The sequence below is a fragment of the Dehalococcoidia bacterium genome, assembly GCA_021295915.1.
In the GTDB taxonomy this organism is placed as follows: Bacteria; Chloroflexota; Dehalococcoidia; order Lucifugimonadales; family UBA1123; genus VXRN01.
In genome coordinates, this window is record JAGWBK010000041.1 from 25,696 (window position 1) to 40,802 (window position 15,107).

Genomic DNA, 15,107 nt, shown 5'->3' on the forward strand with positions numbered 1-15,107 from the left:
CATCGAAGCAGTCTGACCGTTCCAGAAACTTGTCCGCAGAACTCAGTTCCCGTGGTGCTTTTCGTTCGTTGTTGCTCGTTTAGGGCGCGTGCTATACTTTTCTGGATATCCCCTCTCCCAGGTTTCAGGAGTATTTGGTTTGACTTCGGTACGGATGCGCGACTACGAACTGGTAATGATTCTCAGCCCTGAGGCTACTGAAGCCGAGGCGTCTGAGACTGTCGATAGAATAACGAGTCTCATCTCTGATGGTGGTGGAAGCGTCTCCGATCAGGACAACTGGGGTATCAGGAGGCTTGCCTACCCGATCCAGCGGTTCATCGAAGGCAACTACTTCATCGCCCGGTGCAAGATGGACGCGCAGGCAGCCGTGGAGCTGGACAGCACTCTGAACACTTCCCAGGATGTGCTCAGACACCTGGTGTTCAGGCTCGACCAGTCCGACATCGCCGCCATGGAGAAGCAGGCTGAACGAGAGCGTGCAGCCAGAATGGAAGCAGAGCGGCGGGCCAACGCAGAACGCGAGGCCAGAGAGCGCGAAGAGGCTCGCAGGCAGGCCGAAGCCGAGGCGCAGGCAGCCGAGTCAGCTGCCCAGGAAGGGGCTGAGGCTGAAGAGTCGGCTCCGGTCCAGGCCGAGGCCAGCGCTGAAGCAGAAGCGCCACCAGTCGTAGCCGAGGCTAGCACTGAGGAAGAGGCGGCTCCGGCCGTCGAGGCCGAGCCTGCAGCGGCAACTCCAGCAGTGGCTGAGGCCAGCACTGAGACAGAGGCAGTAGCAGAAGAGGCGGAGGAGACTTCACCCGTCGAGGCCGAGGCAGCAGCCGTGCCATCCGAAGATGCGTCCACTGACGAGGGCGAGTCCAAGGAAGGCGAGTAGCAGTCGCTGCGCCATCGTAGGAGCTGAGCTATGAGCATGAACAAAGTTCTGATCATCGGCAATCTGGGTTCAGACCCGGAGATGCGCTACATGCCGAGCGGCGATCCTGTAACCAGCTTCTCAGTCGCTACTAACAGGCGATACAGGACGCGAGACGGGGAGCAGAGAGACGAGACGGAATGGTTTCGCGTTAACGCGTGGGGAAGGTTGGCGGAAATCACCAACCAGTACTTGACCAGGGGCAGCAAGGTATATGTCGAAGGACGCCTTCAGAGCCGTTCCTGGCAGGGCCAAGATGGCCAGACACGATTCAGCAACGAAATACGGGCGAGCGAAATCCAGTTCCTGGATCCGAGGGGACAAGTTTCCGGAGACCCAGGCGGACAAGGGGCACCACCATCACACGGCGGGCCTGAAGAGGATGCGGACGACCTGCCCTGGTAACTAACTAGAACAAACACAATCGACTCACCCCGGCGGTCAGTGGGCACTTTGCCTCCGCCGCCGGCCCAGCAGAATCCAGCAATAGTCAGAGCGACGTAAATATAAGGTGAGTGAACATGACTACACAGACTAGCGGACCACCATCAACCGGCCCCAGGCCAGGCGGCCCATCGGGGCCGAGGCCCGGAGGCGCTCCCGGTGGCAGACCAGGGGGAGCGACGGGCTCGCGTCCTGGCGGAGGACCCGGAGGACGACCGGGCGGCGGTGGCAGACCCGGTGGTGGTGGACGACCAGGCGGACGATTCGGCGGCGGCAGGCGCGGCAGGCCCCGGTACTACAGCCGGCGGAAGATCTGCGGCTTCTGCGTAGACCACATCGAGTTCATCGACTACAAGGACACCGACCGGTTCCGCAGGTACATGACCGACCGCTGGAAGATCGAGTCTCGCCGCAAGACCGGTGTTTGCTCCAAGCACCAGCGCGCCCTGGCGACCGCCATCAAGCGCGCCCGACATTTGGCCCTGATCCCATTCAGCCCTGACCACGATGGTCCTTCCATGCGTTGGTCGAGGTAGAACGCTGCACTTAAAGTGGTTGACGAAGCTCAGGAGGTACCGTCCAGGCGGACGGTGAGAAGAGACAGCCGCAGGATCGCGGCGGAGCGCACTCCAGAGGAGCGACGCCGTCGTCGTATTGCGCTCATAATCATCGGCGTAATGCTGCTCGTTATTACGGGCATCATCGTTGCCGGCTACGTCATGATCTTCGTACTTCCTCCCCAGCAGCTTGTCGTTCGGGTAAATGACGTGGTCTATACCCGCGGCGACATGGTGAAGCTGCTCCGGCTCAGACAAAGATCGATGGAGTTGGCGCAGAGCCAGCAGTTACGTACCACCGATGACGTCTTCGAGGCGCTGCAGCTTATCGTCGAGAACGAAGTGATCGCACAGGCTGCGCCGTCGGACGGTATATCGGTCTCGCGCGACGAGATAGACAACTCGATCAGGGCAAGGATCGCTCCCTCAGCGGACGAATCCCTGGGAAAGTCGGACGCGCAGATCGAGCGGGAGTACCACGAACGGTACCGGCAGTTCCTGAACCAGGCACAGGTCAGCGAGGCTGAACATCGCGACCTGGTGCGGAAGTCGATCCTAAGGGACAAATACCGGCAGTTCCTTGGCGACCAGGTTCCAGCGTTCGCCGAGCAGGTCTACCTGCACCGCATCGGGATGGGACAGAACGACGAGATCGACATCATGCAGACCAAGCTGAAAGACTCGATCGGCGACAACAAGAGCCCTGAACACATACGTGGCGTCGTCCGTGCGATAGCGCGCGAGTTCTCAAGCGACCCGGATACGTACCAGTCTGCTGGAGACATGGGATGGACTCCACTAGGGATACTCGAAGACTACGAGGACAAGTTCTGGGAGTTGGAACCCGGTGTGCTCTCCAAGCCCACCCCTAACGTAGATAATCCCCAGCAGGTATTCTTCTTTGTGGTCTCGGAACGTGACGGCAACCGTGAGGTCAGCCGTCGCAATCGTGAGACACTGAAGACGCGCACTCTGCAGATATGGGTCAACCAGGAGCGTCAGAACCACGACGTGTATGCCACGTTCAACTCTGACATCTACGCCTGGTTCGTCGAGCAGCTCCGAATCAGTGCTTCGACGACGCCGACTCCAGTCAGTGACCCGATGCAGAACATTCTGAGCGGCCTCTAAAGTGCATGCCTGATGGTGACTAGAGACTCCATTGGAATCGGTCTGCTCGGAATGGGTGTTGTGGGTGGCGGTGTCGCACAGATCATCGAGCAGAAGCAGCCCCACCTGAGCAACATGGTTGGCTGTCCTGTCGAGCTCAAGGGAGTCCTCGTTAGAGACCCGTCGAAGTCCAGGTCGATAGATCTTCCTGAAGGGTTGATCACGACCGATCCGTCGAGTGTCCTGGACAACCCCGAAGTCGACATACTCGTCGAGCTTATCGGCGGCGAGGAGCCCGCGCGCGAGTACATATTCAAGGCGTTGTCCAGAGGCAAGCATATCGTGACAGCCAACAAGGAAGTCATGGCCAAAAGCGGCTTTGACATCCTGGGATATGCTCGTAAGCAGAGGGCAAGGGTGCTGTTCGAGGCCGCCGTCGCAGGCGGGACCCCAATCATCGCCCCGCTGACGAGAGACCTGGTCGCGAACGACGTGGTCACGATTCACGGAATCATCAACGGGACGACGAACTACATCCTGACCAGGATGGAGCAGGACGGGGCCGATTTTGGCGACGCGCTGGCGGAGGCGCAGAGGCTCGGTTACGCAGAGGCTGACCCTACCAATGACGTCGAGGGTATAGACGCAGCCTACAAGCTGGCGATACTCGCCACACTCGGCTTCAGGGAGCGTGTCACCGACGACGACGTCTTCCACGAGGGCATTACTCGCCTGACAGCAAGGGACTTCCAGTACGCTCGCGAACTTGGCTACGCGATCAAGCTGCTGGGAATAGCTTCCGCAGACGGCGGGGCACTCCACGCCAGGGTCCACCCCGCGTTCGTACGCGAGGACGCGATGATAGCCAACGTAGATGGCGTTCTCAACGCGGTCGAAATCCAGACCGACCTCGCCGGCAAGCTGCTGTTCCACGGTGCAGGGGCGGGTGCGATGCCGACAACCAGCGCGGTGATCGCGGACATCGTCGACATAGCCAGAGACATCAGCGCGGGGGTCGACAACTTCGTCCAACCGGAAAACGGCGGTCAGGGGAACGAAGAAGACCCGGATGTCGCGAGTGGCGTCAGGCCAATCTCCGAGCTGGAGACGAGGTACTACATTCGGCTGACGGCAGCAGACAGGCCGGGTGTGCTGGCGCAGGTCGGAGGTGTGTTCGCAGAGCACAGCATCTCCATTGCATCGGCGATCCAGAAGGAGACCGACGAGGTCGCGCAGCGCGCGGAGATCGTGCTGATGACCCACCGGGCGAATGAGGCCGCAATGCAGCAGGCAATCGTCGAGCTGGAAGCGCTGGAGACGGTTGCGGAGATCGGCAACCTAATTCGCGTCGAAGAGTGGTAGTCTTTCTTCTGGAACTCCCTTCATAGTTGGCGATAAGCTATCTGGGTAATCCCTTAATGTGAGGTGAGTTGCCCGTGCCTGCCACGTACTACACCTGGAAGCGTTGAAGTACCTGCCGAAGAGTGAAAGCGGAGCTTTCGCAGGCGGGTATCGAGTACGAAGAGCGCGACTTCTTTGCTGAGCCGTTCACGATTGACGAACTCAGGCAAATGATCGGTCCCAGACCCATCTCGGACTACTTCTCCTGGAGATCGCCGTCCTTCCGCAAGATGGGGCTGAACCGTGACGACCTCCGTGACCAGAAGCTGATCAAACTCATGGTGGAAGAGCCCAGGCTGATCCGGCGCCCCCTGATCATGACCAGTGACGGCGAGCTGATCGTCGGCACCGATAAGAAGGCGATGGCAGACCTGACGGGCTGAGAAGGGCATTTGGTCTCTTCTCCCCGGGGCTGACAAAGGTAGGCATTTTCAGATCGTCATTCCTGTGAACGCCGGGATCCAGGGTATGGGGGATGTCCTTCGACAAGCTCAGAGCCCGTCCCGGACTTGATCCGGGAACGTACGAATCGTCAGTTCATCTACCCCTGTAAGCCCATCGAGGGAGAGGAGGCTCTCACTCTTCGGAGGAGTATGCCATGCCTTACAGAAGCTACTTCCTCACACCTGAAGGAAGCGTCGAGACGGAGCTGTCAGAGGTCGCCATCCAGGATGCCCTGGGGAGCGGCGAGGGCAGCCTGTGGCTGGACTTCAACGGCCCGAGTGTCGAAGACGGCGAGTTCATGCGGCGCGTGTTCGGTCTGCATCCGCTGGCCGTGGACTCATGCCTGGATATGACGGACCAGGTCCCGAAGGTCGACAACTACGACGGCTACATCTACATAGTGGCCCGGGGAATCGACTACACGGTTGACACGCGAATCCTGGCCACCACTGAGATGGGCATATTCCTGGGGCAGAACTTCGTCATCAGCGTACACCCAGGATTGCAGTACAGCATCGAGTCAGTAATCGCGCTGGTGGAGCGTGACGGTCTGCCACTGAGACGCGGCTCGACCTTCCTCACATACATACTCCTGGATGCGCTCGTCCAGAACCTGGTTCCCGGCGTCAACGGACTGGAGGACTGGGTGGACGACATAGAGGACTCGGTCATCGAAAGGCCCGACCCAGACGCACTGGAGGCGATCCTTGAGCTTAAGCGGTCAAGTTTCCAACTGCGTAGAGCCATTGGCCCCCAGCGGGAAATGCTCAACAGGTTGAGCCGGGCCGAGTTCGCCCACGTAACGGGCGATGCGCTGCCGTACTACCGCGACATCTACGACACCATCCTGAGGATCGACGGCCAGAACGAGACGCTCCGAGACCGAGCGGACACGACACTATCTGTCTACCTCTCACTTGTCGCGAACCAGCAGAACGACCTGATGCGAGTCCTCGCAGTAGTGGCCACCGTATTCATGCCGCTCAGTCTAATTGCCGGCATCTACGGCATGAACTTCGAGTACATCCCGGAACTGGGGGTGCGCTGGGGGTACTTCGCGGTGCTGGGAGTGATGGCGACCGCGATCGCGGCCGTGCTGTGGATCTTCTGGGCCAGACGATGGATCTCCCTGGGGAGAAGGCATATGGAACGGTTCAGACCGACGTCGGTCGCACCTGAACGACTACAGAGCTACGTGAGCAAGATAGATCCGAGGCGGATTGAACCCGGAATCATCGACCCACGCAGGCTCGACCCTCGGAGATTGGACCCGCGCAGGCTCGATCCGAGAAGGCTGAGGTCGGACTAGAGTCGGAATCCCAGTGACTCTTGCAGTATGATTGGGCTGGACCGTACTCGCGGTACCGAGTTTCACATGGGGGAATGACATCATGCTGGCAGACCTTACCGGAAGAGTCGCGTTGGTTACCGGCGGTGGCCGGGGAATTGGACGGGGCATCAGCCTCGCACTGGCCGAGCAGGGGGCGGACATTGCTGTCGCCGACCTGATTGAGAGCAACGCTGCCGACGTTGCCGAAGAGGTCAGACAGCATGGAAGACGCGCCGCGGCGATGGCGATGGACGTGACCGACAGATCGTCAGTCGAAGCAGCGGTTGCGAGCACGCTCACCGACCTTGGCAAGATCGACATATTGGTCAACAACGCCGGAATCGTAGGCGCCGGCGGCATGTGGGAGAGAGACTCCTCCTCGGATGAGGACTGGAACGACACGTTCCAGGTTAACGTGAGGGGCATCGTACGGGTCACTGAGGCAGTTCAGGGTCACATGGTCCAACGCGGCTCCGGTCGAATCATCAACATCGCCTCGATCGCGGGCAGGCAGGGCAGCCCGGATATTCCTCACTACTCGACGTCCAAGGCTGCGGTCATAAGCTGGACTCAGTCCAACGCGCAGCAGCTTGCCAGACACCGGATAAACGTCAACGCGATCTGCCCCGGGCTACTGTGGACGCCGATGTGGGAGGCGATCGCCCAGAGGCGGTCGAGGATGGGTTCGACCCAGACGCATACGGAGGTGCAGGGAATGCCTGGGCGTGAGCTGTTCGAGACGGTTGTCGATCAGACGATGCCCATGAAGCGGGAGCAGACCCCGGAGGACATAGGAAAGCTCGCGGCGTTCCTTGCCTCTGACGACGCGAAGAACATCACCGAATGAGGATGAACTAATCTGATCCTTTTGTGCGTCCGGGTGCAAGTTCCCCTAACCGCCTGATTGCGCGCTCCAAGCTAGATGCGTTCCGCCGAGCAAGCTCTGGATTCCAGTCCTCATGAACGAATCGGCTAACTTCGGTATTGTAGTCTGGACCTACTCGGTTCGTACCGGGTCCACTTTGAGGAACAATAGCTGTGCGAATCCTGCGACTTCTACTTCGTCCTGCCAATTGGACTATTCGACGCTTTGGGTCGATTTCGTTTTCGGGAACGCGCGGAACTATGGCTTCCGAAATTCTCAACCAATCTGCACAGCCCGGTCGGTCTGCCAGGATCCAAGCCTCAACTTCCATCACAGCGAAGCGCAGCAACAACCTATCCGAAGTGTAGAGACCGGCTATCCAGTTGGCTAGCAGTTTAGGAGGGCAAGGGTCGGGACGATCAGCATCCGTTACAACAAATACAGGCCCAATGTGCTCGGCAATCGCATTACAGGACTTGATGCGTCGGCGCAGATCGTCCCTACCTGATAGACCCAAGGCTGGCTCCCTAATGTCCACATCAGGCAAGTAGTCGGACACTAGTCTGCGAGCGACAGCCTCACACAAGACATCTTCGGCAGCTATCGTAAGAAGCACAGAAGCTAAACGCGCAAGCCCAAGTCCATTGGTATCTGCCAGCTAGGACTTCGAAACGGCGCTATCTCGCCTGGCATCACACCCGCTTCCAGCGCCTCGCGCATTCTTGGGTCGTCTGAGAGTACCTTAAGAATCGACCCTTCCTTTTCGGGTTCTATATAGAGTACCTCTCGCCCGTCTATCCCACTATCACTCAGCATGTCGGAACTGTGGGTGGTAATGACAACCTGCCTACTTTCACTCCGGCGTCGTCCATCGCGGCGACGTCGAACTGTCCGACTTAGCCGGTGTATTGCAGCAGGTAGCCGCATTACTATATCCCGGTTTAGGGAAATCTCTGGTTCCTCTAAGAGAAGGAGCCCTCTACTGTCCAGCAGAGACCACATAAGCCCAATCAGCCTGAGTGTTCCGTCTGAGAACTGATCCTCACGCTGCCATGCTCCATGTTGACGCCAGTTTTCGAATCTTGCCTTCAAGTGCGGTTGACCTGTCCTACCGTCTCTGTCGAAGTCAATCTCCTTCAACTGCGGAACGATCCCAGCAATCGCATCCTGGATCTTTTTGAGACGGCTCTTACGAGTGTTTGCATGGGTACCGGCGATTCTCTCCAAGAATCCCTGACCAAATGGGTCGTTTTCTAGGCGGTTGCCACCGATTTCCGATCCGTGGCGCACAAGTTGAGGTACCAAATGCATGTAGGTGACAGCATCGAAGAAATCGGCAATAGGACGGAACTCTTTATTGACGTTTATCTGTTCAAGAGCTGTTGCAGTAAGTCTTTCACTGTCTGCTTTGTCTTCAGCGTCAGGCCGATTGAGGATGCAAACGCCCTTGTGATAGACAACCTCCTCCTGAATCAAAACTCTCCGATTGCCCGACCTTTCGGCAGTGAATGCGAGTCGATAGACCCATTCGGGCGGAGTATCCACTTCGGGACTGAGGTGTACTTCCATGCTGACGAAACTGTTAGCTCGAGCAGAAAGGCAGCGAAGTGGCCCAACGCCCCCACGACTCGATACAGCAGTCCTTAACCCGCCGGCCTCCCGTTTGGACACATCTCTGAGAAAACGGATGGCGTCTAGGAGATTGGACTTGCCCGAAGCATTGGGGCCAATGATAAACGCACGTTCGCGTAGCGTTACGTCAACTTCGGTAAAGTTGCGCCAATTCGCAAGTCTGAGGCGGGTGATAATCACATTGTTCCCAAAAGATAGTCGCAATCTGGATAGATTGTATCACTGTGCGGTGAATGCCTGGGCGTGAGCTGTTCGAAACGGTTGTCGATCAGACGATGCTCATGAAGCGGGAGCAGACCCCGGAGGACATAGGAAAGCTCGCGGCGTTCCTTGCCTCTGACGACGCGAAGAACATCACCAATGAGGATGAACTAGATGACGCCTCCTCTCCCTTGACGGGAGAGGAATGAGGTAAGGGTGCGACGCATAGGGCGGTTCCCCCTCATCCTAACCTTCTCCCACCAGGGGAGAAGGGATATTGGAATCACATTCTGATCAGATCACTCCGTTGGCGCGGAGGCGTTCGATCTCGTCAGGAGACATCCCGAGGTCTTCGCCGTAGACGGAGTCGTTGTGCTCCCCTACCAGCGGACTTCTAAAGGTACGCCAGGGGGTGCCGTTCAAGGTGTACGTCTCCCCCAGTTCGGGATGCTCGACCTCGGCGAAGAAGCCCCGGTCTTCAGCGAAGTGGGCGTCGTCGAGCGTCTCCTCGGGTGACCGGACTATGGCCCATGGGAACTTCCGACCCTGGGCGCCTCGGTAGATCTCCTCGGCAGTGTGCGCGGCAATGAATTTCTTCACGACGACAAATGCGTGATCGACCTCGGGGCCGGCCCTGAGGCGCATGGCTGCCATGTCACGATAGTGAGGATCGGTCAGATCCTCGGCCATTCCGGCTTCGTCCATCCACCTGACCAGCGTCAACCATTGGTCCAGGCTCGTGAAGACCGCAAAGACGTTGATGTACCTGCCGTCAGATGTCGGGCAGAGCGTCTTTGGCGTCGGCTGTACGCCGTGGTGTCTGCCGGTCTGACGCTTGACCAGTTCCTTGGTGTAGATGTACGTGGGCATCGCGGCCTCTGTCGTGCATGAGCAGGCCTCGTGGATGGAGGCGTCGACGTGCTGGCCCTCACCGGTCATGTCGCGCCAGTTCAGGGCCATGAGGGTACCGATGGTGGCGTAATTGCAACTGATGATGTAGCCGTGTCCGCCACTCGGTCTGATGGGAGGCGCGCCAGGCAGGTCGTCATAGCCACAGCTGTGCATTACGCCGCCCATAGCCATCGCCACTAGGTCCGACGTCTTGTAGTCACGGTACGGGCCATCCTGGCCGAAGCCGGTGAGCGAGGTCATCACCAATTCAGGGTTGACTGCGCTCAGGTCCGAGTAGCCGAGTCCAAGAGAGTCCAGATACCCCGGATCGAAGCTCTCCAGCAGCACGTCGGCATTTTCGACCAGCTTCTTGAGAATCTCTTGGCCTTCGGGCTGTTCCAGGTCCAGGGTCACCCCTTCCTTGGCGGTGTTGAATGCCCAGAAGTGAAGGCTCTGGTTGGGGTCCTGCACGTCGTTTCTGAAGGGGCGAATGTTGCGGGCGGGTCCGCCTCCGGGAGGCTCTATCTTGACGACCCTCGCGCCCATCTCTCCCATCAGCTTGCCCATGTACTGACCCTTTTCATCGCACAGATCGAGTACCGTGAGGTCGGAGAGCGCTCCCTGGGTGTTGCTCATCAGATTGCCCCCTCGACCATCAGGTCGGTAATCTGCTCTTCAGGTATGCCGAGAAGCTCACCGAAGACTTTCTGCGAATGCTCTCCAAAGAGCGGCGACGATCGCTGAAGCTCCCACGGCGAGCGGGAGAGGCGCATCGGTTGGCCTTCGTACTCGGTGACGCCGAGTTCGGGGTGTTCGACCTTGGGCAGGAACTCGCGGTGCCTGAGCTGCGGGTCGTCCTCGATCTTCTCCTTTGGCGTCTGCACGGCCCCCGCGGCGATACCCACAGCCTGGAGCTTGTGGAGCACCTCGTGCGGCTCGCGCTCGACGGTCCAGGTCTCAATGAGACGGTCAAGCTCGTCCTGGTTGTGGTATCGGCCTTCGTTGGTGGCGAAACGCTCGTCCGAGGTCCACTCCGGCGCGCCTATTGCATCTACAAAGGACCGCCACTCCTCGTCGTTGAAGATGGTGATAACGCACCAACGGTCTTCACCCCTGCAGCGGTAGGTGTTGTGGGGAGCGACCTTGTAGTTCGGCGCCCTGTTTCCTGGAGGATTTCCCTCTCGCCTGAAGCTGCGGCCGTTGACGGTCTTGTCGAGGATGGCCGGGCCTGTCAGGGCCATTCCAACCTCAACCTGCGACAGGTCGATCCACTGGCCCTCTCCGGTGCGGTTCCTGTGGTGAAGTGCATTCATGCACGCCAACGCACCGTAGAAGCCTCCCGTGTGGTCCATGTAGGAGAACCCCCATCCTGCGGGGTCCTCACCGGGAAGACCGGACATGTAAGTGAGCCCGGACAGCGCCTGCGCGGTGGGCCCCCAGGTTACGTACCTGTTGTCACGACCCGTGTGGCCGAAGCCGGACATGCTCACGTAGATGATGTCAGGTCGAATCTTGCGTTGCGACTCGTAGTCGAGTCCCCACCGCTTGAGGACGGTCGCGCTGAAGTTCTCGACGACTATGTCTGAGACCGAGATGAGGTCGTGGAGGAGTTCCATTCCGCTGGGGTGCATCACGTTGATGGTAACCCCGAACTTGTTGCGGTTCAGGTTGTTGAACAGACCTCCCATGTTGGGGCTATCGGACCCCGGGGGCGCCATGGAGTTTCGCGTGTAGTCCATAGTCTGCTCGTTCTCGACTCGGATGACTTCGGCCCCGAAGTCCGCGAGAATTCGCGTGCATGTCGGGCCGGCTACGATCCAAGAGAAATCGACGACCCGTACCCCCTCAACCGCGTGTTTGCGCATGTGACCAACTCCCCTGGCAGCTTGATTAGCCAGAGAATCCTATAGCTGAGTTGAATCGTAGTCAACAGATGGAAGGGAGGGGTTCCGTTCCGTTGGGGGTGATGACTATTCGTAGCCTTCGGCTTAAAGGTACGTGTCATCCCCTGATTCCCCCTTGGTTGCAAAGATGAGGGGCCCACAAGACCTGATGTAGAATCTGCCCCCAAAACTCTGCGACTTTGCGAGTTTTCCCGGGCCGCTGTTTCATAGGGGTTTCCCCCTCAACACTAGCCCACAACTTAGCCTGACTTCTCAAGTAGGCGGGCAATTCGGGGTGTTCGATATTCCGGCAGGTATAGCCGTTACCTGTCAGGCTCCAATTCCCTCGCCCGTCGACCCAAACTGTCAGGCCATTGACTGCGGTTTCGCTTGTATATGAACCTGACATTGACGGCCCTTTGTAGTGACCATTCCAGTCAACGGGCCTGAAGTCATTCTGGTTACTGGCATACGCCTCGACAACTGACCTGAAGAAGTCACGACAGGAATCGAGCCCTTCGTTCGGCCAGTCCCATCTCGAGTCTACTTCTAGCACCCAGTCTTGAGGACGCTCAATCTGAAATCGTGACCCGGGCACAGGCTTCCACGTCATGTCGGGGGAAACGTTTTGACCCATATTTGCATCGGTAAATCGACCAACAAAGCCACGCCAATCTTTCTGCCAACACTGCGGACCGCGTTTGAAACCGGCATCTGTCATGGCCTGTTCCACAGACAAGCGCTCCGAGTAGGCCAACCGCCCCTCATAGAATGACTCAGGGAGAACGCTCACCCTGGGAGAGTCCTGGTGAAACGGCTCGAATGGTCTCACCAACCATCGAGCATCCTCCAACAGCATCTCCTTCAGGTGTTTCCTGGTCACATCCCAATGTTCGTCAGCAACCCTCAGCTCCAACACAGACAATCTCGCTGCGCGGTAGTCAAGACGGGCCGCCTGATCCTTTCTGTTGGAGTACCAGACTTCGATTCCGAGACGCTGCCCGCCGGCATTGGTGAGCAGCACGTCAATTCTTCTCGGGGTGCTCTTTCCTGGGATAGATACGGCCTCCTCGACATCGCCGCATACGGGTCGAAACTGAGAGGATTCTCCATGCCAGCGGGGTAAGAACAGGATCTCTCTCAGATCTGCCAATTGAGTCTTGATGTTCGCGTGGACTGCACTCTCCCAACACTTCTCAAAGTCAGCCGGAACAGACTGATGGGCGAAGTGCGCGCGCTTGCCATCTATGCTCGCCTGTCGATGAAGCAGCGATGCTTTGCAGTCTGGATTCAGGCAGGTTACGTTGGCCTTTAGGCCTTTACCATCTTGCCCGTCATCTGGAGTCACGATTCCACGAGTTGGGTGTTTCGCATAAGGTATTGTAAGTTCCTTCATAACTACGTCACCCCCAACGGAACGGAACCGGCCAGTGCCTTTTCTTCCTCAATTTCGGCATCTGTAATTGGTGGCTTGGGTCTGCCAGTGAAGGTCTCATTGGCCGCGAAGGGCGGATCGATGGCAATCAGGTCGATGCACTCGTTGTTGAGCGAGCGCAAGAACGGCAGATTGTCCATGATGGCCAATGTGCGGTTCTGCATGTTCAGCTGGGTCATTGGTGGGCCTCTAAGTCATGCATGGAGAGTGGCGGGGTGTCTGGTAATGATGGTAGGTATTTGGAACATTTGTATCAATGCGAGATGGGTACCTATTGGGCTCGGATATTCACCCTCACCCCAGCCCTCTCCCGTCAAGGGCTGAGAGGGGTAGGTAAACTGGCAATTCGTTCGTCCTGAGCTTGTCGAAGGACATCCCCATCCCCTGGATTCCGGCTGCGAATACCTACCCCTGTCAGCCCGTCAAGGGAGAGGGGGTGTGTTGGCCAGGTTTTGTGAGAGTGCGGGCGGGACGCCTGCACTCTCAGTGTGTCAGACCCATATTCTGGTGATTGGTCGGTTGATTAGGTGGGAGATGGCCCAGACTAGTGCGTCCATGCGGTCGGGTGAAACGTCGGCAGGACCCTTGGGGGTCCAGGTGCACATCTGGTCTTCGAGGTCAGGGAACGTGCCTACGTGGTGGACTCTGCCCTGCTCGTAGAGGGCGGCTATCGGTTCGGCGCGGGCGTACTTGCCGCGACTGGCGGTCACGGCGCGGAACCTGAAGATCTTTCCGCCTGACGCGGTGCGCAGCACCTCCTTGACCAGGTCGCCTCCGTCCTATGATCCTGTCCGCGCTGTGTTTGTCGTAAAGGGCTATCGCTCGCTCGGCCCACTTGCTGGGACTCATGCGATCTGAGCCATCGGCCAGGATGTAGCAGTGCTTCTCGGAGTCCACTCCGGCGACGACGATTCCGGTCTCGCTGCTGCGTGGGTTGGAGGTGACCGATGGGTCTATGGCGACGACTACTTCCACGAGGCTTTCGGGGGCGCGCTCGACCCTTGAGTCGTCTATCCACTCTCTGTCCCAGAGTGCGTCTTCGGACTGGTCCAGCAGGTCTGCGTGGATCTCCTGTCTTCCTACTCTCGTGCCCTCATACGTGGCCCTGATGTGTGCGTAGAAGCTGGGGGGGAGGTTGTCCTCGTTGTCGTAGGTGGTGCCTCGTGTGACTATCACGTCTGGGCGGGCTACGAGTTCTCTCAATAGGGCGATGGGCTTTGGTGTGGTAGTGACGACACAGCGGGGGTCGGCTCCGAACCTGAGAGCGAAGGCCAGGGTGTCCCAGGTATCGCGGGGATACTTCCACGACGCGAGCTCGTCGCACCATGCGGCTTCGAACTGTTGGCCTCTGAGCTGGTCGGGTTCGTAGCTCGAGTAGATGAAAGCTGTGGCCCCGTTGGGCCACGTGAGCTGCTTCTTGGAGGACTCGTACTCCGGCATGGCCCAGGGTGGACTGATGCTGAGGATGCCTGAAGGTCCCTCGATCATGGTGTCTCTTATCTCGGCGGGAGTGCGTGCGACGAGGGCTATCCTGCCTGCGCGGCCTGACTCGACCTGAGCGCGCACCCACTCTGCTCCGGCGCGTGTCTTGCCGAAGCCTCGTCCGGCGAGGAGTATCCAGGCGATCCAGAGTCCGTCGGGCGGCCTCTGGTTGTGCCTGGCTATCAGGGGCCAGGAGTATTCGAGCTTTGTGCACGCGCCTTCCGGCAGGCTACCTTTGGCGGCCTGGATGGTGTCAAGACGAGTATCGTCGACAGGCACCGCGCGGAGACGAGCTATCAGTGGGGATGTGTCTGACATGGTTATCGGGCTCTGTGGTCGGTGTTGGAAGTCTGGCGATAGCTAATGACCCCGACGGGGTCACAAGCGGGGATGGAATATCTGGAACGAGGATGAGGGGATGCCGGGATTGTAGTACGGGCTGCTGCGGTCGTCTTCGGGATAGTAGATTGGTCCGTCGTGCAGCTTGCACCTGGGGTGTCCGCAGTTGACCAGCCTGAA

The 15,107-nt window shown here is 58.7% G+C and carries 14 protein-coding genes and 1 pseudogene; 9 read left to right on the forward strand and 6 right to left on the reverse strand.

Annotated elements, in window-relative coordinates; all coding sequences use genetic code 11:
- Positions 1-139: 139 nt before the first annotated feature.
- From rpsF to J4G14_11620, 8 genes are all read left to right on the forward strand, one after another.
- Positions 140-874 (forward strand): 30S ribosomal protein S6, encoded by a 735-nt coding sequence (gene rpsF / locus J4G14_11585; GenBank protein ID MCE2458437.1) that lies wholly within the window; start codon positions 140-142, stop codon positions 872-874.
- 30 nt (positions 875-904) lie between these two features.
- Positions 905-1,318, forward strand: coding sequence for a single-stranded DNA-binding protein (locus J4G14_11590; protein ID MCE2458438.1), 414 nt, complete (start codon positions 905-907; stop codon positions 1,316-1,318).
- Between the two features lie 116 nt (positions 1,319-1,434).
- Positions 1,435-1,893, forward strand: a complete 459-nt coding sequence (gene rpsR / locus J4G14_11595; GenBank protein ID MCE2458439.1) for a 30S ribosomal protein S18 — start codon at positions 1,435-1,437, stop codon at positions 1,891-1,893.
- A 15-nt stretch (positions 1,894-1,908) separates the two neighbouring features.
- Positions 1,909-3,045 carry a SurA N-terminal domain-containing protein gene (locus J4G14_11600; protein MCE2458440.1) on the forward strand — a complete coding sequence of 379 codons (1,137 nt, stop codon included), beginning with the start codon at positions 1,909-1,911 and terminating at the stop codon, positions 3,043-3,045.
- Between the two features lie 15 nt (positions 3,046-3,060).
- Positions 3,061-4,386: a homoserine dehydrogenase gene (locus tag J4G14_11605; protein ID MCE2458441.1), complete on the forward strand. Its 1,326-nt coding sequence runs from the start codon at positions 3,061-3,063 to the stop codon at positions 4,384-4,386.
- Positions 4,387-4,508: 122 nt separating this feature from the next.
- On the forward strand, positions 4,509-4,808 hold the full coding sequence (locus tag J4G14_11610; protein MCE2458442.1) for a hypothetical protein: 300 nt from the start codon (positions 4,509-4,511) through the stop codon (positions 4,806-4,808).
- 215 nt (positions 4,809-5,023) lie between these two features.
- The gene (gene corA, locus J4G14_11615) at positions 5,024-6,178 is read left to right on the forward strand and encodes a magnesium/cobalt transporter CorA (protein ID MCE2458443.1); all 1,155 of its coding nucleotides are present in this window, start codon (positions 5,024-5,026) and stop codon (positions 6,176-6,178) included.
- Positions 6,179-6,260: 82 nt separating this feature from the next.
- Entirely contained in the window at positions 6,261-7,046 is a 786-nt protein-coding gene (locus J4G14_11620; GenBank protein MCE2458444.1) for an SDR family oxidoreductase, read from the forward strand.
- A 639-nt stretch (positions 7,047-7,685) separates the two neighbouring features.
- Here the strand turns inward: J4G14_11620 and J4G14_11625 are convergent.
- Positions 7,686-8,876, reverse strand: a complete 1,191-nt coding sequence (locus J4G14_11625) for an AAA family ATPase (protein ID MCE2458445.1) — start codon at positions 8,874-8,876, stop codon at positions 7,686-7,688.
- A gap of 53 nt (positions 8,877-8,929) precedes the next feature.
- On the opposite strand from J4G14_11625, the gene J4G14_11630 reads away from it, so the two are divergent.
- Entirely contained in the window at positions 8,930-9,106 is a 177-nt protein-coding gene (locus J4G14_11630) for a hypothetical protein (GenBank protein MCE2458446.1), read from the forward strand.
- A gap of 85 nt (positions 9,107-9,191) precedes the next feature.
- Here J4G14_11630 and J4G14_11635 read toward each other — a convergent pair whose 3' ends face one another.
- The 5 genes and pseudogenes from J4G14_11635 to J4G14_11655 all read right to left on the reverse strand — a co-directional run bounded on the left by J4G14_11635 (position 9,192) and on the right by J4G14_11655 (position 14,906).
- On the reverse strand, positions 9,192-10,424 hold the full coding sequence (locus J4G14_11635) for a CoA transferase (GenBank protein ID MCE2458447.1): 1,233 nt from the start codon (positions 10,422-10,424) through the stop codon (positions 9,192-9,194).
- A complete protein-coding gene (locus tag J4G14_11640; GenBank protein ID MCE2458448.1) occupies positions 10,424-11,653 on the reverse strand; it encodes a CoA transferase in 1,230 nt (409 codons plus the stop codon). Before J4G14_11640 ends, J4G14_11635 begins: the two co-directional genes overlap by 1 nt.
- Before the next feature lie 136 nt (positions 11,654-11,789).
- Positions 11,790-13,067, reverse strand: coding sequence for a hypothetical protein (locus J4G14_11645; GenBank protein MCE2458449.1), 1,278 nt, complete (start codon positions 13,065-13,067; stop codon positions 11,790-11,792).
- Positions 13,068-13,069: 2 nt separating this feature from the next.
- Positions 13,070-13,285 carry a hypothetical protein gene (locus J4G14_11650; protein ID MCE2458450.1) on the reverse strand — a complete coding sequence of 72 codons (216 nt, stop codon included), beginning with the start codon at positions 13,283-13,285 and terminating at the stop codon, positions 13,070-13,072.
- A 312-nt stretch (positions 13,286-13,597) separates the two neighbouring features.
- Positions 13,598-14,906: pseudogene (locus J4G14_11655) on the reverse strand (DNA-packaging protein).
- Positions 14,907-15,107: the final 201 nt, after the last annotated feature.